Source organism: Pseudomonas graminis, from assembly GCF_001705435.1.
GTDB lineage: Bacteria > Pseudomonadota > Gammaproteobacteria > Pseudomonadales > Pseudomonadaceae > Aquipseudomonas > Aquipseudomonas graminis_B.
Window position 1 is genome coordinate 566,960 of sequence record NZ_MDEN01000069.1, and the last position, 21,398, is coordinate 588,357.

17 protein-coding genes are annotated in these 21,398 nt (G+C 61.5%); 8 read left to right on the forward strand and 9 right to left on the reverse strand.

The genetic code is table 11. The annotated features are described in order from the left end of the window. Positions 1-66: 66 nt before the first annotated feature. The 5 genes from BBI10_RS24725 to BBI10_RS24745 all read left to right on the forward strand — a co-directional run bounded on the left by BBI10_RS24725 (position 67) and on the right by BBI10_RS24745 (position 6,286). Positions 67-2,445, forward strand: coding sequence for a beta-galactosidase (locus tag BBI10_RS24725; RefSeq protein WP_065992605.1), 2,379 nt, complete (start codon positions 67-69; stop codon positions 2,443-2,445). Between the two features lie 74 nt (positions 2,446-2,519). Then, positions 2,520-3,668 carry a serine hydrolase domain-containing protein gene (locus tag BBI10_RS24730; protein WP_065993207.1) on the forward strand — a complete coding sequence of 383 codons (1,149 nt, stop codon included), beginning with the start codon at positions 2,520-2,522 and terminating at the stop codon, positions 3,666-3,668. Positions 3,669-3,818: 150 nt separating this feature from the next. Beyond that, complete coding sequence (locus BBI10_RS24735; protein WP_065992609.1) at positions 3,819-4,925, forward strand: OmpA family protein; 1,107 nt, start codon at positions 3,819-3,821, stop codon at positions 4,923-4,925. A 48-nt stretch (positions 4,926-4,973) separates the two neighbouring features. Next, on the forward strand, positions 4,974-5,621 hold the full coding sequence (gene pdxH / locus BBI10_RS24740; RefSeq protein ID WP_065992611.1) for a pyridoxamine 5'-phosphate oxidase: 648 nt from the start codon (positions 4,974-4,976) through the stop codon (positions 5,619-5,621). 200 nt (positions 5,622-5,821) lie between these two features. Continuing rightward, positions 5,822-6,286, forward strand: a complete 465-nt coding sequence (locus BBI10_RS24745; RefSeq protein ID WP_037012225.1) for a glycine zipper 2TM domain-containing protein — start codon at positions 5,822-5,824, stop codon at positions 6,284-6,286. 127 nt (positions 6,287-6,413) lie between these two features. On the opposite strand, the gene BBI10_RS24750 is transcribed toward BBI10_RS24745, so the two are convergent. From BBI10_RS24750 to BBI10_RS24760, 3 genes are all read right to left on the reverse strand, one after another. Then, the gene (locus tag BBI10_RS24750) at positions 6,414-8,027 is read right to left on the reverse strand and encodes an NAD(P)/FAD-dependent oxidoreductase (protein WP_065992613.1); all 1,614 of its coding nucleotides are present in this window, start codon (positions 8,025-8,027) and stop codon (positions 6,414-6,416) included. Between the two features lie 113 nt (positions 8,028-8,140). Then, positions 8,141-8,821 (reverse strand): hypothetical protein, encoded by a 681-nt coding sequence (locus tag BBI10_RS24755; protein WP_065992615.1) that lies wholly within the window; start codon positions 8,819-8,821, stop codon positions 8,141-8,143. A gap of 62 nt (positions 8,822-8,883) precedes the next feature. Beyond that, positions 8,884-9,483, reverse strand: coding sequence for a short chain dehydrogenase (locus tag BBI10_RS24760; protein ID WP_065992617.1), 600 nt, complete (start codon positions 9,481-9,483; stop codon positions 8,884-8,886). A gap of 104 nt (positions 9,484-9,587) precedes the next feature. Here BBI10_RS24760 and BBI10_RS24765 point away from each other — a divergent pair, with 104 nt between their 5' ends. Further along, complete coding sequence (locus BBI10_RS24765; protein ID WP_065992619.1) at positions 9,588-10,496, forward strand: LysR family transcriptional regulator; 909 nt, start codon at positions 9,588-9,590, stop codon at positions 10,494-10,496. Positions 10,497-11,012: 516 nt separating this feature from the next. Here the strand turns inward: BBI10_RS24765 and BBI10_RS24770 are convergent. The 5 genes from BBI10_RS24770 to BBI10_RS24790 form a co-directional block, all read right to left on the reverse strand. Then, positions 11,013-11,714, reverse strand: a complete 702-nt coding sequence (locus BBI10_RS24770; protein ID WP_065992624.1) for an ABC transporter ATP-binding protein — start codon at positions 11,712-11,714, stop codon at positions 11,013-11,015. Beyond that, complete coding sequence (gene livG, locus BBI10_RS24775) at positions 11,715-12,482, reverse strand: high-affinity branched-chain amino acid ABC transporter ATP-binding protein LivG (RefSeq protein WP_065992627.1); 768 nt, start codon at positions 12,480-12,482, stop codon at positions 11,715-11,717. It abuts the gene before it with no gap. Next, positions 12,482-13,744: a high-affinity branched-chain amino acid ABC transporter permease LivM gene (locus BBI10_RS24780; protein ID WP_065992632.1), complete on the reverse strand. Its 1,263-nt coding sequence runs from the start codon at positions 13,742-13,744 to the stop codon at positions 12,482-12,484. The genes livG and BBI10_RS24780 overlap by 1 nt, the downstream gene beginning before the upstream one ends. Next, positions 13,741-14,667 carry a high-affinity branched-chain amino acid ABC transporter permease LivH gene (gene livH / locus BBI10_RS24785; protein WP_065992637.1) on the reverse strand — a complete coding sequence of 309 codons (927 nt, stop codon included), beginning with the start codon at positions 14,665-14,667 and terminating at the stop codon, positions 13,741-13,743. Before livH ends, BBI10_RS24780 begins: the two co-directional genes overlap by 4 nt. A gap of 215 nt (positions 14,668-14,882) precedes the next feature. Beyond that, positions 14,883-16,010 carry a branched-chain amino acid ABC transporter substrate-binding protein gene (locus tag BBI10_RS24790; RefSeq protein ID WP_065992639.1) on the reverse strand — a complete coding sequence of 376 codons (1,128 nt, stop codon included), beginning with the start codon at positions 16,008-16,010 and terminating at the stop codon, positions 14,883-14,885. 327 nt (positions 16,011-16,337) lie between these two features. Between BBI10_RS24790 and BBI10_RS24795 the strand changes: the two genes are divergently transcribed. Next, positions 16,338-16,637 carry a DUF2288 domain-containing protein gene (locus BBI10_RS24795; protein WP_065992641.1) on the forward strand — a complete coding sequence of 100 codons (300 nt, stop codon included), beginning with the start codon at positions 16,338-16,340 and terminating at the stop codon, positions 16,635-16,637. A gap of 283 nt (positions 16,638-16,920) precedes the next feature. After that, positions 16,921-18,276 carry a spinster family MFS transporter gene (locus BBI10_RS24800; RefSeq protein WP_065992643.1) on the forward strand — a complete coding sequence of 452 codons (1,356 nt, stop codon included), beginning with the start codon at positions 16,921-16,923 and terminating at the stop codon, positions 18,274-18,276. Between the two features lie 79 nt (positions 18,277-18,355). On the opposite strand, the gene rapA is transcribed toward BBI10_RS24800, so the two are convergent. Beyond that, positions 18,356-21,202, reverse strand: a complete 2,847-nt coding sequence (gene rapA, locus BBI10_RS24805) for an RNA polymerase-associated protein RapA (RefSeq protein WP_065992644.1) — start codon at positions 21,200-21,202, stop codon at positions 18,356-18,358. Between the last annotated feature and the right edge of the window lie 196 nt (positions 21,203-21,398).

Sequence of the window (21,398 nt, forward strand, 5' to 3'; positions counted from 1 at the left end):
GGTCCGCCCTGATGCGCGCAACCCCTTGTGCTCCGGGCCTCAGATGATCAAGGAGCTTCAGATCACATGATTCGCCGTTCACTGTCCGCCATCCTTGCCACGCTGTGCGCGGGTATGGCCCACGCCGCGCCTGACGTTCAGCAAACGCTGTTCAATTTCGTCCGGCCCGCCGACGTGGTGAAGGTCACCACCCAGGATGCCGGGTTTCCCCAGGCCAACGCCGAACAGACGGCCGAAGGCGAAGTGCTGCGCCGAGTCGTTTTCAATCCGGTCGCCAAACCCAGTCTGCGACTGACCCCGCAGACCGGCGTCTGGGACTGGAGCCACGACAGCGCCATGACCTTGCGCCTGCAGAGCGCGATGGACTGGGCATTGACGGTGTACGTGCAGATCGAAAGCCGCGACGGCAAAGTCCTCACCAGCCGCATCGACCTGCCTGCCGGCCCGGCGCAAACCCTGGTGCTGCCGCTCAAGGCCAGTTCGCCGCTGACCCAGGGCATGCGCGCCGGTCCACCGATGCCGTGGGTTTACGAGGGACAGCGCGTGTTGCTGGCGAGCACCGAAGGTGACCTGAACAGCGCTGAGGTTTCATCGGTCACCGTGTCGTTGTCTCAGCCCAACGTTGCCCAGTCCGTCTTGATCGAGAAGTTCGGCGTGCAAGAGGGCGATGCCTTGCTAACCGCTGCCTACGGCAACCTGGTTGACGGTTACGGTCAGTTCACCCGAGGCAAGTGGCCGGAGAAGGTCACCAGCGACGAGCAGCTCAAGACACTGGCGGGCAAGGAACAGCAACAGTTGCAAAGCTGGCTGAAAGACCGGCCCGCTCACGACAAATACGGCGGCTTGCTCAACGGACCGGCGTTCGAAGCGAAGGGCTTTTTCCGCACCGAGAAGCGCGACGAGCGCTGGTATCTGGTGACGCCAGAGGGCCATCCTTTCTACTCCCTGGGCGTGAATGCCATCTCCGCTGACGACAGCCAGACCTACGTCGAGGGTCGGGAAACCATGTTCACCGGCCTGCCCGGCAGCGACGATCCACTCGCCGCGTTCTACGGCAAGGGCGACGACAACCGCGAGACGGGTGCCAACCGCAACCGGCAGTTCGATCAGGGCGGCTGGTTCGACTTCTATGGTGCAAATCTGCAGCGCACCTACGGCGCGCCGAAGTGCGTTGAAGTCTCCAAGCCTGTTGATCCGGCGGACGACGAAGACGAAACGCCAGCCAACACTGCAGCCACTCCAGCAGCGGCGACCGCGTCAACTGGCGACAGCGCTGACGGTCAGACCTTGCCAGCGCCTCAGCCTGAAAAGCCCGCCACATCTGCGCCTGCAGTCGAATGCAAGCCGGTGATCGTCGACCGCAAGCGCTGGGTTGATCACACCCTGCAACGTTTGCAGGCGTGGGGTTTCAACACCGTCGGCAACTGGAGCGAGCCCGCGCTGCAAAACCTCGAAAGCAGCAAGAAGGAACGCGTGCCCTACACACTGCCGCTGTCCATCGTTGGCGACTACGTCAGTATCAGCACCGGCTTGGATTGGTGGGGCGGCATGCCTGATCCGTTCGATCCGCGTTTTGCCATGGCCACCGAGCGGGCCGTCGCCATCGCTGCTCGCGACCATCGTGATGACCCGTACCTGATCGGTTACTTCGCCGATAACGAATTGGCCTGGGCTGCGCCGGGCAACGCTCCGAAGGATCGCTACGCATTGGCCTACGGCACGCTGAAGCTGACCACCGATGTGCCGGCCAAGCGTGCCTTCCTCAAGCAGTTGCGCGACAAGTACCGCAACGAAGAGGGGTTGTCCAAGGCGTGGGGTATTCACCTGGCAGCGTGGGAGTTGATGGAAGACCCGGGCTTCGAGCCGCCGCTGCCCAGCGCAGAGCACCCGGAGATCGAAAACGACTTCAGGTATTTTCAGCGTGTGTTCGCCGAGACCTATTTCAAAACCATTTCCGACGCGCTCAAGTGGCATGCGCCGAACCATCTCCTGCTCGGCGGGCGCTTTGGCGTCACCAGCCCTGAGGCGGTCGAAGCCTGCGCCAAGTTCTGCGACGTGCTGAGTTTCAACTTCTATACGCTCAAACCTCAGGACGGCGTGGACTTTGCAAAACTGCACGTCCTCGACAAGCCTGTGCTGGTCAGTGAGTTTCACTTTGGCTCTCGTGATCGCGGGCCGTTCTGGGGCGGGGTGCTCGAAGTGCCGCGTGAAGAAGATCGCGGCCCGGCGTATGCCAATTTCCTGAAGAGCGCGCTGGCCGAGCCTTCCATTGTCGGTGTGCACTGGTTCCAGTACCTGGATCAGCCTGTCACCGGCCGATTGCTCGACGGTGAAAACGGCCATCTCGGACTGGTAGGTATCACCGACGTGCCGTACTCGGGCTTCGTCGAGGCGGTGCGCAAGGCCAACGGACAGGTCGTGGACGTGATCGGCAAGCGCCCTTAACCGGACGGTTCCCAAAGCGCCCAATCGCTGGAACAATGTGCGCCATTTTTGCAGCCCGACCGGAGAGCCAGACCGTGCAGATTCAAGGCCATTTCGAGCTTCAGTTTGAGGCCGTTCGCGATGCATTCGCCGCGCTGTTCGACGATCCGCAGGAGCGTGGCGCTGCGCTGTGCGTGCAGATCGGCGGGGAGACGGTGCTGGATCTGTGGGCGGGCACGGCAGACAAGGATGGCGGCGAAGTCTGGCACAGCGACACCCTCGCCAATCTCTTCTCCTGCACCAAAACGTTTACTGCCGTCACGGCGTTACAGCTGGTGGGCGAGGGCAAGCTGAATCTCGATGAGCCCGTGGCGCGTCTCTGGCCCGAGTTCGCCGCCAACGGCAAACAATCCATCACGCTGCGCCAGTTGCTCTGCCATCAGGCCGGGCTTCCGGCGATCCGTGAAATATTGCCGGCTGAAGCGCTTTATGACTGGCAGGCCATGACGAGCGTATTGGCTGCCGAGGAACCTTGGTGGACGCCGGGGCAGGGCCACGGTTATGCCGCCATTACTTATGGCTGGCTGGTGGGCGAGATGATTCGTCGTGCTGACGGGCGTGGTCCGGGCGAGTCCATCGCTGCGCGTATTTCGCGGCCCTTGGGCCTGGATTTCCATGTCGGTTTGGCCAATGAAGAATTTCATCGTGTCGCCCACATTGCCAGGGGCAAGGGCAATGTGGGTGATGAGGCCGCGCAGCGCCTGTTGCAGACCACGATGCGCGAGCCTGCTTCCATGACGGCGCGGGCGTTCACCAACCCGCCCTCGATCATGACCAGCACCAACAAGCCGGAATGGCGGCGCATGCAGCAACCTGCCGCCAATGGCCATGGCAACGCCCGCAGTCTGGCTGGTTTTTACAGTGGCTTGCTGGATGGCAGTCTGCTGGACGGCGACCTGCTCAATGAACTGACCCGCGAGCACAGCATTGGGCAGGACAAGACGCTGCTCACCCAGACCCGCTTCGGTCTGGGCTGCATGCTCGATCAACCGACGGTGCCTAACGCCACGTTCGGGCTGGGCGCCAAGGCATTTGGCCATCCCGGCGCAGGCGGCTCGGTCGGCTTCGCTGATCCCGAGCGCGATGTGGCGTTTGGGTTTGTGACCAACACCCTCGGTCCCTACGTGCTCATGGATCCGCGCGCGCAGCAACTGGTGCGCGTGCTTGGTGAGTGTTTGCAATAACTATCGCCGTTAAGTGCTTGTTCTACCGACTGTCAGTTAAATCTGGATAACGGAGCCGTAGGGCGGTTTCTTTTTCCAAAACAGTCTTTATGCGTGTTATATGAGCGCTGCTTCGTTCATTTTCTGATCAATTATTCATGTGGGTCACCCATGTCAGCTAACAAAAGCCTCGCATTCGCCATCTGCCTCGCCGTCACCGGCTGTGCGCAAACCCCTCAGGATCAGTCGGCCAGCAATGACCACTGGTGGTCGTTCGGTTCAGGCAAGGGCGCCGATGCCGCTCCTGCAACCCCGGCGCCAAGCCCGGCGGCTGCACAAGTGGCCAAAGCTCAGACCGAAACCGGTACGCGCTGGTACTGGCCGTTCGGCTCTGACCATGGCGAAACCGAGAAGAAACCGGAAATCGCCGCCACTCAACCGGCTGCAGCCCCGGCCGTTGCCCAGGCCGGCGACGCCAACAAGTGGTGGTGGCCGTTCGGTGCAACCGACGCCAAAAAAGACGCCGCACCTGCTGTTCCCAAAGTCGACCCGAAAGTGACCCAGGCCTGGCTGGATCTGAACGAGCCGAAAGTCCGCGAAGCGATCAAGGACAGCCAGTTCCAGCTGGAGCGCCGTGACGACATCCTCGTGGTGACCGCGCCGGTCGACAGCACCTTCAATCCGAAGCGCCCGGAAATGCTCCTGCCGACCAATCTCGGCCCGATCAGCCGCATGGCCAAGATCGTTGAAGTCGACCCGCGCGCCGCCGTTCTGGTGCTGGGCCACAGCGATGTCGCCAGCGATTCCGATCTCAAGATCAGCCAGCAGCGCGCACAGTCGGTCGCGGCGATTTTCCGCCTCAGCGGCCTGCAGCGTAACCGTCTGAGCCTGCGTGGCATGGGCGCCGATATGCCCCGGGCAGCCAGCGATAGCGTGCCGGGTCGCGCACTCAACCGTCGTGTGGAAATCATCCTCACCCCGCAAGACACCATGGTTGCCCAGATGGCCAAGTACAACTTGCCGCCAGCACCGACCCTGCTGGCCGTGCAAACTGCCAACGCGCCGGCCCCTGCACCCGTTGCTGCACCGACCAAGGCTGCGGCGCCTGCCAAATCGGCCGCACCGGTGAAGAAAGCTGCGGCGACCAAGGCTTCCGCAGCCAAAGCGCCTGCGGCCAAAAAAGCACCGGTGAAGAAAGCTGCACCGGCGAAAGCCAAGGCAGCGCCTGCGAAAGCTGCGGCCAAAAAACCTGCGCCGGATGCTCAAGCCGGCAACTGAGGTTAAGATCGGGGTTCTGTTCACGGATCTCGATTAAGGAAGGCAGTGATGAGCCAGCGTCTGGCCGATATGCGTCGTAACTACGCCCGCGAAGGGTTGACCGAAGCCCAGTCTCCGGAAGAACCCTTCGCACTGTTTCATCGCTGGTTCAACGAAGCGGTCGAAACCGAGCAGGCGCCGGTCGAGGCCAACGCCATGACGCTGGCGACCGTCGACGCCGACGGCCGCCCGCACTGTCGGGTCCTGCTGCTCAAAGGTCTGGACGCTCAGGGATTCACGTTCTTTTCGAACTACGAGAGCGCCAAAGGCCAGCAGTTGAATGCACGTCCTTTTGCCGCCATGACGTTTTTCTGGCCCACGCTGGAACGTCAGGTGCGCATTGAAGGCCGCGTGGCCAAGGTCAGCCACGAAGAATCCGACGCCTATTTTCAGGTACGCCCCCTCGGCAGCCGCCTCGGTGCCTGGGCATCGCCGCAAAGCCGGGTGATTGCCGACCGTGAAGCGCTCGAGGGCTTGCTCAAAGCCACCGAGGCGCGTTTCATGGACGCACAGCCTGACTGTCCCGATCACTGGGGCGGCTATCGTCTGGTGCCCGATCGCATCGAATTCTGGCAGGGGCGTCCAAGCCGCCTGCATGACCGCCTGAACTATCGTTTAGTTGAAGATGAGTGGCAGCGCGAGCGCCTCGCGCCCTGATTGCCGGTCTTTGAACAGCCGGCTTCAGCGTCTCTGTCACACTTTTCTTTGAATCAATTTCCGGCGCTGTCGTCCACTGAGGTAGACGTCGGGGTGTTGCTGTATAACGCCTGAATAAACGTAAATTATCGGTACAGGGCCGTGACATCGATTGGCGTCGCAGAGTCTAATGGCTACCTGTTCCTATGGAGATAACTGTTATGCGCAAGTCTGTTTTGTTGGTTGCTTCGTTCACCGCCATGGCGCTGACGCTGGGCGGCTGTACTTCAAGCCTCACCGGCGACTCGTACTCGCGCGACGAAGCTCGTCAAGTGCAGACCGTACGCCTGGGTACCATCGAATCGCTGCGTCCGGTGAAGATTGAAGGCACCAAAACCCCGATCGGCGCGGGTGCCGGTGCCATCGTCGGTGGCGTGGGCGGCAGTGCCATCGGTGGCGGTCGCGGCAGCATCGTGACGGCCGTGATCGGTGCGGTCGCCGGTGGTCTGCTGGGCTCCGCGGCGGAAGGCGGCCTGACCCGTGCTCAAGGCGTCGAGATCACCGTGCGTGAAGACGACGGCACCATGCGCGCTTATGTGCAGGAAGTTCAGGAAAACGAGATCTTCCGTGTGGGTGAACGTGTTCGCATCATGACCGTCAACGGTACCAGTCGCGTCAGCCACTAAACGCCGATGCACGTCCTGAAGCGCTGCATGGCTCGAAGCCGAGTCTAGTGCCCGCTCATGAAAACGCCCCGATCATTCGGGGCGTTTTGCATTTCAGTACGCGCTGGCGGGGAGGGGAGTGCTGGGCTTAACCAGCAATGCCCAATATGTCGCGGGCCAGTGCTTCGGCGATGCGGATCCCGTCGACACCGGCCGACAGGATGCCGCCGGCATAGCCTGCGCCTTCGCCCGCCGGGAACAGACCCTTGACGTTCAGGCTTTGCAGGTCTTCGCCACGGGTGATGCGCAGGGGCGAGGAGGTGCGCGTTTCGATGCCGGTGAGGATCGCGTCGTGCTGCGAGAATCCTCTGATCTGCTTCTCGAACGCGGGCAGCGCCTCACGAATGGCTTCGATGGCGAAGGCGGGTAGCGCGTCGGCAAGGTCGGTCAGCTTTACGCCCGGCTTGTAGGAAGGTTCAACGGTGCCCAGCGCCGTTGACGCTTTCCCCGCGATGAAATCACCCACCAGCTGCGCCGGGGCTTCGTAGGTTTCGCCGCCCATGAGGTAGGCGTGGGACTCCAGACGCTCCTGCAGCTCGATGCCGGCCAGCGGGCTGCCCGGATAATCCTGCTCGGGCGTGATGCCCACGACAATGCCGGAGTTGGCGTTGCGCTCGTTGCGCGAGTACTGGCTCATGCCGTTGGTGACGACACGGTTGGGCTCCGAGGTTGCTGCCACTACGGTGCCCCCGGGGCACATGCAGAAGCTGTACACCGAACGGCCGTTCTTGGCGTGGTGCACCAGCTTGTAATCGGCAGCGCCAAGCTTCGGGTGACCGGCGTACTTGCCCAGTCGCGCGCGGTCGATCAAACCCTGAGGGTGCTCGATGCGGAAGCCGACCGAAAACGGCTTGGCCTCCATGAACACGCCGCGGCCGTGGAGCATGCGGAAGGTGTCCCGGGCGCTGTGGCCCAGCGCCAGAATCACGTGCCGGGAGTCGATGCGCTCGCCGCTGTCGAGCACAACGCCCTGCATCTGGCCGTCTTCGATCAGCACATCGGTGACGCGCTGCTGGAAACGCACTTCGCCGCCCAGCGCTTCGATCTGATGACGCATGTTCTCGACGACGCCGGTCAACCGGAAGGTGCCGATGTGCGGCTTGCTGACGTAGAGAATTTCTTCCGGCGCGCCGGCTTTGACGAACTCGTGCAAGACCTTGCGGCCAATGAATTTAGGGTCTTTGATCTGGCTATAGAGCTTGCCGTCAGAAAACGTTCCCGCGCCGCCCTCGCCGAACTGCACGTTGGACTCCGGGTTAAGCACGTTCTTGCGCCATAGGCCCCACGTGTCCTTGGTGCGCTGACGAACTTCCGTGCCGCGCTCCAGAATGATCGGCTTGAAGCCCATCTGCGCCAGCAACAGGCCGGCGAATATCCCGCACGGGCCGAAGCCGACAACCAGCGGACGCTGGTTCAGCTCGGCAGGGGCGTGGCCGACCATCTTGTAACTCACGTCCGGGGCCGGGCCGATGTGTTTGTCGTGACTCAGGCGCTGAAGCAGGGCGGCTTCGTCGCGCACCTGAAAGTCGACGGTGTAAATGAACTGCAGCTCAGTGGATTTCTTGCGCGCATCGTAGCTGCGCTTGAACAGGGTGAAATCCAGAAGCTCGTCGCTGCCGATGGCCAGGCGCTGCAGAAGTGCGGGGCGCAGTTCGTCGTCCGCATGGTCCAGCGGCAGTTTGAATTCGGTGATTCGTAACATTGAAAGATCCGGTTTCGGGCCGCAGGATCGGCCCGGCAGCACTACAAGAGCGCGCGATTATAAGCCACATTAGGCAGGGAGCGGTGGCCCGAGCGACGACATCTGCCACTCCATCAATCGTTACGCATCGCCCCGAAATACGCGCAGCCGCGCTGAACCTGGCCATTGACCCGCAGTTCGGCGGTCAGGTGCTGGACCGAGCCGTTTGACGGGTCCACACAGCGCAGCGGCGCGACGTAGAGCTCGACGTGTTGATTGTTGGCGTCGGTGATCAGGTTGAAGCGGCCCTCGGGCATCTGCTCTTCCATGTAGGGCACAGCGAACGGCTCTTTGCCTTCGCGCTCAAGCACCAGACCCTTGCCGCTGGCGTTCAGGTTCCATTTCGGACCGTTGCCGCTGGCATGAATGGTCAGGCGCTTGAAGTTGGGGTCCTCGCAGGCACCGCTCGGGCGCTCGACGCGGTAGAGCTGATAAATGTCAGCCTGACCGTCACTGCCCTGGGCCTTGCTCGCGACGAAGTTGCCGCGAACATCGGCGAACGCTTTGCCGTTCTTGTCCACCACCGAAGCGGCTTCCTGCAGGACGCCGGTGTTGCCCTTGTCGGTCACTGCATAGCGGCGCTGTTCATTGCACGGAGCGAAGAACAGTTTGCCGCCGTCACCGCTGAGGGTGCCCTGCATGCGGATCATGCCGGCCGTCGACACCTTGCTGTCATTCGACGACAGGGGCATCAACTGGCAGCCGGCAAACAGGGGCAACAAGGCAAACATCAGGGCGGAACGAGCAGCGGACATGGGACGGTCTCCAGACAAGTGCCGCCACGTTACTCAGCCTGCTCGCTCATCACAAGGGGTGATTAACCGACGCGATACGTCTGTCCGGTTTGTAGCCCTTCGACACTTTTTGCATACGCCAATGCGACATCCGCTGCCGGAACAGGCTTGAAGCCGCGGAAGTATGGCGCGTAGCTGTCCATGGCTTCGACCAGCACGTTGGGGCTGACCGAGTTGACGCGCATGCCGCGCGGCATCTCGATGGCGGCGGCGCGCACGAAGGCGTCGATGGCACCGTTGACCAGGCTGGCAGACGCCCCGGTGCGAATCGGATCGATGCTGGTGATGCCGGTGGTGAAGGTGAAGGACGCGCCGTCGTTGGCGAATTCCCGGCCGATCAGCAACAGATTGACCTGACCCATCAGCTTGTCGCGCAGGCCCAGGGCGAAGGAATCGCCCGTCATTTCGTCGAGCGGCGCGAAGGTGACATTGCCGGCCGCGCAAATCAATGCGTCGAAAGGGCCCGTCCGTTCGAATAGTTTGCGGATCGAGTCGCTGTCACTAATATCGACGTGCTCGTCTGCGCCGGTTCTGCCGATGCGAACGACCTCGTGGCGTGGCGCCAACTCTTTCTCGATCGCCGAGCCGATGGTGCCGCTGGCGCCAATCAATAGAATTTTCATGATGCGGTTTCCCCTGGTATGGATCAGGCGCTCAGTGTGAGTCGCCATTTCCCACGGATACAGGGGCTAAACGGCAATCCCGGTTTGTCAGAAAGGAAACAATCATGAGCGAAATGGACGACCTGGCCGCGTTCGCGATGCTGGTGGAGGCCAACAGCTTCACCCTGGCCGCGCAATGGCTGGACACCAGTACCAGCCAACTGTCCAAGCGCATCAGCAAACTGGAAAAAAACTTCGGCGTGACGCTGCTTCATCGTACCACCCGCAGCCTGACCCTGACCTCGGCGGGCGCCATTCTCCTGCCCGAGGCCCGCGCGCTGCTGGCCCAGCGCGACCGCGTCCGCGACGCCATGGCCTACCTGAGCGAAAGCCTGATCGGCACCGTGCGCCTGACCGTGCCGGTGTCATTGGGGGAAACCTTTTTCGAAGGCCTGCTCAGCGAATTCGCCCACACCTACCCCGATGTGCAGGTTGAGCTAGACCTCAACAACCACTTCCGCGACATGCGCCGTGATGGCTTTGATCTGGGCATACGCTCCAGCGTGGGCATTGACGAACGCCTGGTGGCCAAGCCGTTGCTGTCGCTACAGGAACTGACCTGCGCCAGCCCGAACTACCTCGCCAAACATGGCACCCCGCAAACGCCGGAAGAACTGCGCGTGCACCGATGCCTGCTCAACAGCCACCACAGCGGCCGTGAGTCGTGGGCTTACCACCAGAAACACGAACTGACCCGCGTCAACGTCCGCGGCACCTTCGCCAGCAACCACTACGGCCTCCTGAAAAAAGCCGCCCTCGTCGGCGCCGGCATCGCCCGCCTGCCGTCCTATATGGTGCATGAGGAACTGAAAGCCGGGCGGCTGCACTGGCTGCTGCGCGATTACCAGACGCCGGTTTCATCGCTGTACCTGGTCCATCCCTTTGAGGGACGACTGCCGAGAAGGGTGAAGGTCATGGCTGACTACCTGACCGAATGGTTCGAGCGCAGCACTGCGGTGCTGGAAGCGCTCTGACGGCGCGAAAACTGGCATCGCTGTTTGGGCGACAACAGAGCTAACGCAGAGCGTCAAGGGATGCATTAACGATCATCAACAGGTCGAGCGGGGGGCGATCAGGCAGGTTTTAACATTCAAAATTGATGGCGCAACCACAGGCCTCTTCCCGGCTAAAGCCGGTCCTACAAAGGCACCGCGTACCCCTGTAGGACCGGCTTTAGCCGGGAAGCTTTTGATCTTGATCTTCGGACGCGATTGACCAGACACCACAAAACGCGACTTTGGTGCAGGCTGAACGCAGGTTTCGCGCAGTGGGCCGAGCCGCATGGATGCGGCGAGAGCGCCGTCAGGACAGGGATGTCCGTTCGGCGCGGGCCCTCGGAGCGGGACCGGAGTGAAGGAACCCGACGAAGTCGGGCCCAACCGAGAGCAAGCCCCCTTGGTTACTTGGGGGGCTTTTTCCAAGTAACTCGCCGAAGGCGAAACGTCTGCCCTTAGGCAGACGCCCTTGATCTTGATTTAGATCCGGACCCATCACCCGCCGAGATAAGCATCCCGCACTTTCGGATCGACCAACAACTCCGCCCCCGACCCCTGCATCACCACCCGGCCATTCTCCAGAACATACGCACGATCAGCGATCTTCAACGCCTGATTCGCATTCTGCTCCACCAGAAACACCGTCACCCCATCCCGCCGCAACTGCTCAACAATCTCGAAAATCTGCTGAATAATAATCGGCGCCAGACCCAGCGAAGGCTCATCCAGCAACAACAACTTCGGCTTACTCATCAACGCACGCCCGATCGCCAGCATCTGCTGCTCGCCGCCGGACATCGTCCCGCCGCGCTGATTGAACCGCTCCTTCAAGCGCGGAAACAACTCAAGCACCTTATCCATCTGCACCTGATAATCGGCCTTGTCCGTAAAGAACCCGCCCATCGACAGATTCTCCTCCACCGTCAGACGCGCAAACACCCGACGGCCCTCCGGCACCACCGCAATACTCTTGCGCATGATCACCGACGACTCCAGACCCACCAGCTCCTCACCCATATAACGGATGCTGCCACTGTGTGCGCGCGGCGAACCGCACAGCGTCATCAACAGCGTCGACTTGCCCGCGCCATTGGCGCCGATCAGCGTGACAATCTCGCCCTGCTGCACATCGATGCTGACACCGTGCAAAGCCTGGATCTTGCCGTAGAACGTGGAAACGTTATCGAACTGCAGCATTTACGCTTCCCCCAGATAGGCTTTGATCACTTCAGGATTGTCACGGATCTGCTCGGGTGTGCCATCGGCCAGCGGCGTGCCCTGATTGATCACCACGATATGGTCGGAAATACTCATGACCAGCTTCATGTCGTGCTCGATCAACAACACCGTGGCGTTGTGCTCGTTGCGCAGCACGCCAATCAGCGCTTTCAGGTCTTCGGTTTCTTTCGGGTTCAGACCGGCTGCCGGCTCGTCGAGCATCAGAATGCGCGGGCGCGTCATCATGCAGCGGGCGATTTCCAGACGGCGCTGCTGACCGTAGGCCAGCGTGCCGGCAGGACGGTTGGCGAATTCCTTCAGATCGACCGCTTCCAGCCAGTGCTCGGCGTACTCCATCGCCTCGCGCTCGCTTTTGCGATACGCCGGGGTCTTGAACAGGCCGGAGAGGAAATTCGTGTTGAGGTGGCGGTGCTGGGCCACCAGCAGGTTTTCCACCGCCGTCATTTCCTTGAAAAGGCGCACATTCTGGAACGTTCGCACCACGCCTTTACGGGCGATTTCATGGCCAGCCAGGCCCTGGATCGGCTCGCCGTCCAGCAGAATCGTCCCGGAGGAGGGTTTGTAGAAGCCTGTCAGGCAGTTGAACACAGTGGTCTTGCCGGCGCCGTTCGGGCCGATCATCGACACCACCTGTTTCTCGTGGACGGTCAGACCGACGCCGTTGACGGCCAGGAGACCGCCGAAGCGCATGCACAAGCCGGACGCTTGCAGAAGTGGACGGCTCATCAGCGCTCCCCCTTGAGTTTCATGACGGGACGCTGCATCGGCAGGAAGCCCTGGGGACGCCAGATCATCATCAGCACCATCAAGGCGCCGAAGCCGAGCATCCGGTATTCGCTGAATTCGCGAAGCAGTTCAGGCAACAGAATCATCACGACGGCGGCGAGAATCACCCCCAGCTGCGAGCCCATGCCGCCCAGGACCACGATGGCGAGGATGATCGCCGACTCCAGAAAGGTGAACGACTCCGGCGTGATCAGACCCTGACGCGCGGCGAAGAAACTGCCGGCGAAACCGGCGAATGCAGCGCCGAGGGTGAAGGCCGACAGCTTGATGATGGTCGGATTCAGACCCAGCGCGCGGCAGGCGATTTCGTCTTCACGCAAGGCTTCCCAGGCGCGGCCGATGGGCATGCGGAGCAACCGGTTGATCACGAACAGCGCCAATAGCGCCAGCAGCAGGGCGATCAGGTAGAGGAAGATCACCTTGTTGATGGAGTTGTATTGCAGGCCGAAGTATTCGTGGAACGTCTGCATGCCTTCTGCTGCCTTGCGCTCGAACGACAGGCCGAACAGCGTTGGCTTTTCGATGTTGCTGATGCCGTTCGGGCCGCCGGTGATGTCGGTCAGGTTACGCAGGAACAGGCGAATGATTTCACCAAAACCCAGCGTCACGATGGCCAGATAGTCACCTCGCAGCCGCAGGACCGGGAAGCCCAGCAGGAAGCCGAAAGTCGCCGACGCCAGCCCCGCCAGTGGCAGACAGATCCAGAAGCCGAAGCCGAAATAGTGCTGCAGCAGGGCGTAGGTGTACGCGCCCACGGCGTAAAAGCCGACGTAGCCGAGGTCAAGCAGACCCGCCAGACCGACGACGATGTTCAGGCCCAGGCCGAGCATCACGTAGATCAGGATCAGGGTCGCGATGTCCACTGCGCCGCGCGAACCGAAGAACGGCCACACCAGTGCCGCGATTACCAGCGCGCCGAGGAACCAGCGCTGGGTCGAAGGCAGGGTCAGAAAGTTGCTGGTCTTGTCGGACATCAGCTGTTTCTGCGGACGCGAACGCCACATGGCGCTGATCTGTTCGTTGAACAGCACGCGCAGGAACATCAGAAACGCGGCGGCGAAAATCACCAGCACGGTGGTGGTGCTGGCGCCGACCACCGCAAGGTTGATCCCGACGATATCCAGTTTGAGCCCGAGGATCGGGTAAGCGACGGCCAGCACCAGCACTGCGCTGAAGAGGGCCGATTTGAGATTCCTGGTCATACTTTTTCAACCTCCGGACGGCCGAGCAGGCCGGTTGGCCGGAACAACAACACCAATACGAGAAGACCGAACGCCACCACATCCTTGTACTGGTCGCCGAAGATGTCGGCGCCAAAGGCTTCGGCGATGCCCAGCACCAGACCGCCGAGCATCGCGCCCGGGATACTGCCGATGCCGCCCAGTACCGCGGCGGTGAAGGCTTTGATGCCGACGAGGAAACCGGCGTTGGGGTTGATCACGCCGTACTGCATGCTCAGCAGGACCGCAGCGACCGCCGCCAAAGCCGCGCCGATGACAAAGGTCAGGGCGATGATGTTGTTGGTGTTGATCCCCAGCAGGTTGGCCATCTTGATGTCTTCGGCGCAGGCACGGCAGGCGCGACCCAGGCGAGAGCGGGAGATGAACCAGGTCAGACCAAGCATGGCCACCAGCGTGACGATGAAGATGAGGATCTGCATGTACGAGATCACCACTTCATGGGTGCTGCCGGGGCCGAAAACGAAGTTGCCGGGAATGAGGTTGGGGATCGATTTGTCTTTCGAGTCCTGCGACAACAGCACGGTGTTCTGCAGGAAAATCGACATGCCGATGGCGGAAATCAAGGGGATGAGGCGGTTGCTGCCGCGCAGCGGGCGATAGGCCACTCGCTCGATGGCGTAACCGTAGGCGCTGGTCACCACAATACTGGCGACGAAGGCTGCGGTAATCAGCAGGGGCAGGCTGTCCAGGCCAAGCATGGTCAAACCGGCCAGGGCGATAAACGCCACATACGACCCGATCATGTACACCTCGCCGTGGGCGAAGTTGATCATGCCGATGATGCCGTAAACCATGGTGTAGCCAATGGCAATCAAGGCGTAAGTGCTGCCAATGGTCAACCCATTAACCAGCTGTTGAAGAAAGTGATAGAGATCTATCGGCATTGCTGAGTGCTCCTAAAAACCTGCCTGGTGTTTCACTGGTGGTGTCTTTTTCCCGCTCGCGCGTCGTGATCTACGTCCGCGTCCGGCACGAGCCCAGTGGTTCACTGGTGCGGTTTCAAGATGTTCAGGGATCGGAATTCTTATGAAATTCGCTGCCCAGCTAAAACAAAGCCCACTGCGGTTGCAGTGGGCTTCGGGTAAGCATGAAGGCTGCGTTATTTCACAGGGGCTTCAGTCTTGGTGCCATCTTTGTGCCAGGTGTAAACGACGAATTTGAAGTCTTTCAGGTCACCCTTGGCGTCGAACGACAGATCGCCGGTAGGGGTCTTGAACGTACCGGCGTGGATGGCCGCTGCCACTTTGGCGGTGTCTTCGGACTTGGCGGTCTTGATCGCGTCGGCAATCACCTCGACAGCGGCGTAGGCCGGGAACACGAACGGACCGCTCGGGTCTTCTTTCTTCGCCTTGAACGCGGCGACCAGCTCATTGTTGGCCGGGTCCTGATCGAAGGATTTCGGCAGGGTGACCAGCAGACCTTCGGACGCGTCCTGAGCGATCTGCGAGATGGACGCATTGCCCACGCCTTCCGGACCCATGAAGCCGGCTTTCAGGCCTTTTTCTTGTGCCTGACGCAGGATCAGACCCAGTTCAGGGTGGTAGCCGCCGTAGTAGACGAAGTCAACGTTGGCTTGCTTCATCTTGGCGATCAGCGAGGAGAAGTCCTTGTCGCCGGCATTGATGCCTTCGAACAGCGCGACTTTCACGCCGTCTTTTTCCAGGGTCTGCTTGACGGCGGTGGCGATGCCTTCACCGTACTGCTGTTTGTCGTGGATGACCGCAACGATCTTCGGCTTGACCTGCTTGGAAATGTACTCGCCAGCGGCCGGGCCCTGGGCGCTGTCCAGGCCGATGGTGCGGAAGATCATTTTGTAACCGCGGGCGGTGATTTCCGGGCTGGTGGCCGCCGGGGTCACCATGATGATGCCTTCGTCTTCGTAGATGTCCGAAGCTGGCTGAGTGGAGCTGGAGCAGAGGTGACCGACCACGAACTTGACGCCGTCGTTGACCACTTTGTTGGCGATGGCGACCGCTTGTTTCGGGTCACAGGCATCATCGTAATCAACCGCTTCAAGCTTCTTGCCGTCGACGCCGCCTTTGGCGTTGATCTGGTCGATGGCCATCTTGGCGCCGCTGAACTGCATGTCGCCGTATTGGGCCACAGCACCGGTTTTCGGGCCGGCGATGCCGATCTTGATGGTGTCAGCTGCGAACGAGTGACTGGCAACCCCCGCCAGAACCAGTGCGGCAAACAGCTTGGAAATCTGATTAATACCCTTAGTCATGATGCTCCACTCTTGCGTTGTAGTTTTTATAATCCTGACGGCCGAAGCGGCAGGACCGGATTGAATCTCCAGGCCGCACCCCCAGCAACTGTACCGGAACAGTTTAGAGCGCCGGTCGAGCGCTTGAATAGCTGGCTGCGAGGGACAAAACCTGCGGATGTCGCTTAATCGACAGAAAGATACACAATCAGGCTGGTGGTTCCGCCTTGTCGGACGACGAACCGGTTGGCCTGCGTGAACTTCTCTGCAATCAATCACTTGAATCCGGGTTTGTCGGTACGAAAGGCGGCGCTATGATTGCGCCGATTTCCAATACGGTGAAAACCCATGACGCAAGAACCTAGCACCCTCTATGCCAAACTGCTTGGCGAAACCGCTTCGATTACCTGGAAAGAATTGCAACCGTTCTTTGCGAAGGGTGCCCTGTTGTGGGTCGAGCCGACGCTGGATTTGATCGCCGTGGCACAGGCATTTGCCGAGAACAGCGAGGCGCAAGTGGCGGCATGGGTTGCGAGTGGAGAAGTCGGCAAGGTCTCTGAATCAAAGGCTCTGGATCTTTTGGAGCGCGATCCGACGCTGTGGGCCGTGGTCGTTGCACCCTGGGTGCTGATCCACGAAAGGGCGTGACGCGCTTCTGTGCTCAAAAAGGGTGCGTCCAATGATGGCGAAGTGGGTAGGGCGGTAACTCCCCGTGTGTCCCCGGTAGCGAAATCGCTTACCTGACTGCTCACATAATCGGGCGCCTCGCGTCCTGCAGAGTCGGGATTGCTGCGTGATCGGGGCGGGTCTTACATGGGCCGGTATCAGCGGGGCGAATGTTCACAGACAGAGTGCCAAGGGGTGACTAGATTTCAGGCACACCGGAAACGTCAGCCGGGACAGCCTCCGCTAACAAGAAAGAGATCGCCCCATGGACCACTCAACTCAGGCAAGGAACGCTTGGCGCGTTCTGTTTCTGCTGTTTCTGGCCAACCTGTTTAATTTCTTCGACCGCACGATTCCCGCGATCATCATCGAGCCCATCCGCAAGGAATGGTCGCTGAGCGACTTTCAACTCGGCATCATCGGCACCGCCTTCACGCTGGTTTACGCCGTGGCCGGCCTGCCGTTGGGCCGCATGGCTGACAACGGCTCGCGGCGCAAGTTGATGGGTTGGGGCCTGGCGGTGTGGAGTGGGCTGACGGCGGTGAACGGTCTGGTCGGCAGCTTCTGGGGGTTTCTGCTGGTGCGCATGGGGGTGGGCATCGGCGAGGCCAGCTATGCACCTGCGGCCAACTCGTTGGTCGGCGACCTGTTCCCGGCCCACCGCCGGGCCCGTGCCATGGGCATTTTCATGCTCGGCCTGCCACTCGGGCTGCTGCTGGCATTCTTCACCATCGGCGCGATGGTCCAGGCGTTCGGCAGTTGGCGCGCGCCGTTCTTCATCGCCGCGGTGCCGGGGCTGGTGCTGGCGGTGTTCATGTTCTTCATTCGCGAACCGGCCCGGGGCGCCGCTGAAAGCGTGGCCATTTCCCAGGATAAAATCGACCGACCCATCCGCCGGGTGCTCTCGATTCCTACGTTTCGCTGGCTGGTGCTCGCCGGTCTGGCGTTCAACTTTGCCACCTACGCGTGCAACTCGTTCATGGTGCCTATGTTGCAGCGCTACTTTTTGCTGCCTTTGCAGGAAGCGGCAATGGCGACCGGCATGATCGTCGGCGTGACCGGGCTCGTTGGCCTGACGGTCGGCGGCTGGGTGGCGGACAAGCTGCACCAGCGCTGGAGCAGCGGCCGTCTGATGTTTGCCGCCCTGAGCATGGTGGTCGCGACGCTGTGTACCGGTTATGCGCTGCACGCCGGGCGCATCGAGATCGGCGTGTTCGTCGGGGTGTTCAGCCTCGGCTGGCTGTTCTCTTATAACTTCTACACCTGCGTTTACACCGCCATTCAGGACGTGGTGCAGCCCCGGCTCCGCGCCACGGCCATGGCGCTGTTTTTTGCCGGTCTGTATCTGCTGGGCGGCGGGTTGGGGCCGGTGGTGGTAGGGCTGCTGTCGGACCACTTCGCCCACTCGGCCATGTACGCCGCGCAGGTCGAACAGATGACCGAACCGTTCAAGGCGGTGGGGTTGCACGATGCGATGTACCTGATACCGGTGGCGCTGTTTTTCGTGTTGGTGTTTCTGGTGAAGGCGTCGACGTGTTTCAGCGCCGATGCGCAGCGGATGCGCGAGGGGATGGTGGCGGATGAGCCGGTGGGGCGGGGGGTGAAACCGTCGGTGGCTTGAAGCGAAAAGGGGACAGATTTATTTACGGTGAAGCGCTGTAAATAAATCAGTCCCCTTTTACGGCCCTAGTCTTGTTGGTTTAGCCGGCGACAAGCACCCGAATGGCTTCGAGGCGCAGCGCTGCTTTTTCCAGCATGGCCAGGCCTTGCTCACGTTGTTCACGCAATGCCGCCAGTTCGCTGTCGCGGACCGTCGGGTTGACCGCTTGCAGGGCCGTCAGACGCGCCAGTTCTTCTTCGGTGTCTGCCGCCAGACGTCGCTGTGCTTCCGCCACACGTTCAGCGTGCTTGGGCGCGATCTTGCTTTCGGCGGCGTTGATCTGCGGGTTCAGCACGTCACGCTGGGCCTGGATGAACTTGTTGGCGCTGGCCCGGGGCACGCTTTCCAGCTGACCGTTCAGGGTGGTGAAAGACACACGGCCCGACAGGTCGTTGCCGTTGCCATCCAGCAGGCAACGCAGTGCAGCCGGCGGCAGGTAGCGGCCCAACTGCAGCGAACGCGGCGCGACCACTTCACTGACGTAGAGCAACTCCAGCAGCACGGTGCCGGGTTTCAGCGCCTTGTTCTTGATCAATGCCACCGCGGTGTTGCCCATCGAGCCGGACAGCACCAGATCCATGCCGCCCTGCACCATCGGGTGTTCCCAGGTAATGAACTGCATGTCTTCGCGAGCCAGCGCCTGATTACGGTCGTAGGTGATGGTCACACCTTCGTCGTCGCCCAGCGGGAAGCTGGCGTCGAGCATCTTCTCGCTCGGCCGCAGAATCAACGCGTTCTCCGAATGGTCCTCGCTGTCGATGCCGAACGCGTCGAACAGGGTTTCCATGTAGATCGGCAGGGTGAACTGATCGTCCTGCTCAAGGATGGCTTCCACCAGCGCTTCGCCTTCGCCCGCGCCGCCGGAATTGAGCTCCAGCAGGCGGTCGCGGCCGGTGTGCAGTTCACTCTCCAGACGCTCGCGCTCAGTACGGGCTTCGTTCACCAGGGCCTGCCAGTCATCCTCGTCACCGCCATCGAGCTGCGGCAGCAGGCGCGGGCCGAACGTATGCTGCAGCGCATTGCCGGTCGGGCAGGTGTTGAGGAACGCGTTGAGGGCTTCGTGATACCACTGGAACAGCCGCTCTTGCGGGCTGGTTTCCAGATACGGCACGTGCAGCTCGATGATGTGCTTCTGGCCGATCCGGTCCAGACGACCGATACGCTGCTCCAGCAGATCCGGGTGCGCGGGCAGATCGAACAGCACCAGATGATGGGAGAACTGGAAGTTGCGGCCTTCACTGCCGATTTCCGAACAGATCAGCACTTGGGCGCCGAACTCTTCGTCGGCGAAGTAGGCCGCCGCGCGGTCACGCTCCAGGATGTTCATGCCTTCGTGGAAGACTGTCGCCGGGATGCCGGAGCGCACGCGCAGCGCGTCTTCCAGGTCCATCGCGGTTTCGGCGTGGGCGCAGATGACCAGCACCTTCACGCGCTTGAGCATTTTGAGCGTGTCGATCAGCCATTCAACCCGCGGATCGAAGCGCCACCAGCGTTCTTCTTCGCTGATCTCGCCTTGGGCCTGGAAGCTGACTTCCGGGTACAGGTCGGCGTGTTCGCCAATCGGCAGCTCGAGGTATTCGGCCGGGCAGGGCAGGGGGTACGGGTGCAGTTTGCGCTCCGGGAACCCTTGCACGGCGGCGCGGGTGTTGCGGAACAGCACGCGGCCTGTGCCGTGACGGTCAAGCAGTTCACGGATCAGACGGGCACTGGCTTCGGCATCGCCGGCGGCAACAGCGGTCAGCAGTGCCTCGGCTTCGGCGCCGAGGAAACCACGGATGGTCTCGTTGGCCTTGGGCGACAGCGTGCCTTTGTCCAGCAGCTCCTGAACGGCCTCGGCCACCGGGCGATAGTTTTCGCTCTCGGCGCGGAAGGCGTGCAGGTCATGAAAACGGTTTGGGTCCAGCAGGCGCAGACGGGCAAAGTGGCTGTCCTGACCCAGCTGCTCAGGGGTTGCCGTCAGCAGCAGAACCCCGGGAATCACTTCGGCCAGCTGCTCGACCAATGAGTATTCGCGGCTGGCCTTTTCTTCGTGCCAGACCAGGTGATGAGCCTCATCGACCACCAGCAGGTCCCAGCCCGCCGCAAACAAAGCGTCCTGGGCCTTCTCGTCTTCAACCAGCCATTCCAGTGACACCAGCGCCAGCTGGGTGTCTTCGAACGGATTGCTGGCATCGCTTTCGATGAAGCGTTCGGCATCGAACAGCGCGACCTGCAGGTTGAAGCGGCGGCGCATTTCGACCAGCCACTGGTGCTGCAGGTTTTCCGGCACCAGGATCAGCACCCGGTTAGCGCGGCCCGACAGCAACTGGCGGTGGATGACCAGACCGGCTTCGATGGTTTTACCCAGCCCCACTTCGTCCGCCAGCAAAACCCGCGGCGCGATACGGTCGGCGACTTCACGAGCGATGTGCAACTGGTGCGCGATCGGTTGCGCACGCACGCCGCCCAGGCCCCACAGCGAGGATTGCAGCTGGCGGCTGGTGTGTTCGAGGGTGTGATAGCGCAGGGAGAACCACGGGAGTGGGTCGATCTGCCCGGCAAACAGGCGGTCGGTGGCCAGGCGGAACTGGATGAAGTTCGACAGCTGGGTTTCCGGCAGGGTCACCGGCTGGTTTTGCGCGTTGAGGCCGTGGTAGACCAGCAGGCCGTCGACGTCGTCGACTTCGCGGACGGTCATCTTCCAGTTTTCGAAGTGGGTGATGGTGTCACCCGGCGAGAAGCGCACCCGCGTCAGCGGCGCATTGCGCAAAGCATACTGGCGCGTGTCGCCAGTGGCCGGATAGAGCACGGTCAACAAGCGGCCGTCCTGTGCCAGAACGGTGCCCAAACCCAGCTCGGCTTCGCTGTCGCTAATCCAGCGTTGCCCCGGTTGATACTGCTGCGACATGCTGCCTGACTCCCGCCTTGAAAAAGCCGACTATGTTAACGGAACAAGGCGCCCAGGCCAAAGCCACATTGTAAAAACCCCCGGATATAGTGGGGGGCGTGGCTGAACGGGCACTTGCTGCGAAAAACATAGTCGAAACTCGCGCTTGAATCGGCTCAAGTCGACGAAACGGCAGCCGACAGCTTGATAACAGGAG

Coding starts and splice junctions, on each gene's coding strand:
- BBI10_RS24765 (WP_065992619.1), top strand. CDS start 9,588: ATGAGCGAAATGGACGACCTGGCCGCGTTCGCGATGCTGGTGGAGGCC.
- BBI10_RS24755 (WP_065992615.1), bottom strand. CDS start 8,821: ATGTCCGCTGCTCGTTCCGCCCTGATGTTTGCCTTGTTGCCCCTGTTT.
- BBI10_RS24800 (WP_065992643.1), top strand. CDS start 16,921: ATGGACCACTCAACTCAGGCAAGGAACGCTTGGCGCGTTCTGTTTCTG.
- rapA (WP_065992644.1), bottom strand. CDS start 21,202: ATGTCGCAGCAGTATCAACCGGGGCAACGCTGGATTAGCGACAGCGAA.
- BBI10_RS24735 (WP_065992609.1), top strand. CDS start 3,819: ATGTCAGCTAACAAAAGCCTCGCATTCGCCATCTGCCTCGCCGTCACC.
- pdxH (WP_065992611.1), top strand. CDS start 4,974: ATGAGCCAGCGTCTGGCCGATATGCGTCGTAACTACGCCCGCGAAGGG.
- BBI10_RS24795 (WP_065992641.1), top strand. CDS start 16,338: ATGACGCAAGAACCTAGCACCCTCTATGCCAAACTGCTTGGCGAAACC.
- BBI10_RS24770 (WP_065992624.1), bottom strand. CDS start 11,714: ATGCTGCAGTTCGATAACGTTTCCACGTTCTACGGCAAGATCCAGGCT.
- BBI10_RS24780 (WP_065992632.1), bottom strand. CDS start 13,744: ATGACCAGGAATCTCAAATCGGCCCTCTTCAGCGCAGTGCTGGTGCTG.
- BBI10_RS24745 (WP_037012225.1), top strand. CDS start 5,822: ATGCGCAAGTCTGTTTTGTTGGTTGCTTCGTTCACCGCCATGGCGCTG.
- BBI10_RS24725 (WP_065992605.1), top strand. CDS start 67: ATGATTCGCCGTTCACTGTCCGCCATCCTTGCCACGCTGTGCGCGGGT.
- BBI10_RS24760 (WP_065992617.1), bottom strand. CDS start 9,483: ATGAAAATTCTATTGATTGGCGCCAGCGGCACCATCGGCTCGGCGATC.
- livG (WP_065992627.1), bottom strand. CDS start 12,482: ATGAGCCGTCCACTTCTGCAAGCGTCCGGCTTGTGCATGCGCTTCGGC.
- BBI10_RS24750 (WP_065992613.1), bottom strand. CDS start 8,027: ATGTTACGAATCACCGAATTCAAACTGCCGCTGGACCATGCGGACGAC.
- BBI10_RS24790 (WP_065992639.1), bottom strand. CDS start 16,010: ATGACTAAGGGTATTAATCAGATTTCCAAGCTGTTTGCCGCACTGGTT.
- livH (WP_065992637.1), bottom strand. CDS start 14,667: ATGCCGATAGATCTCTATCACTTTCTTCAACAGCTGGTTAATGGGTTG.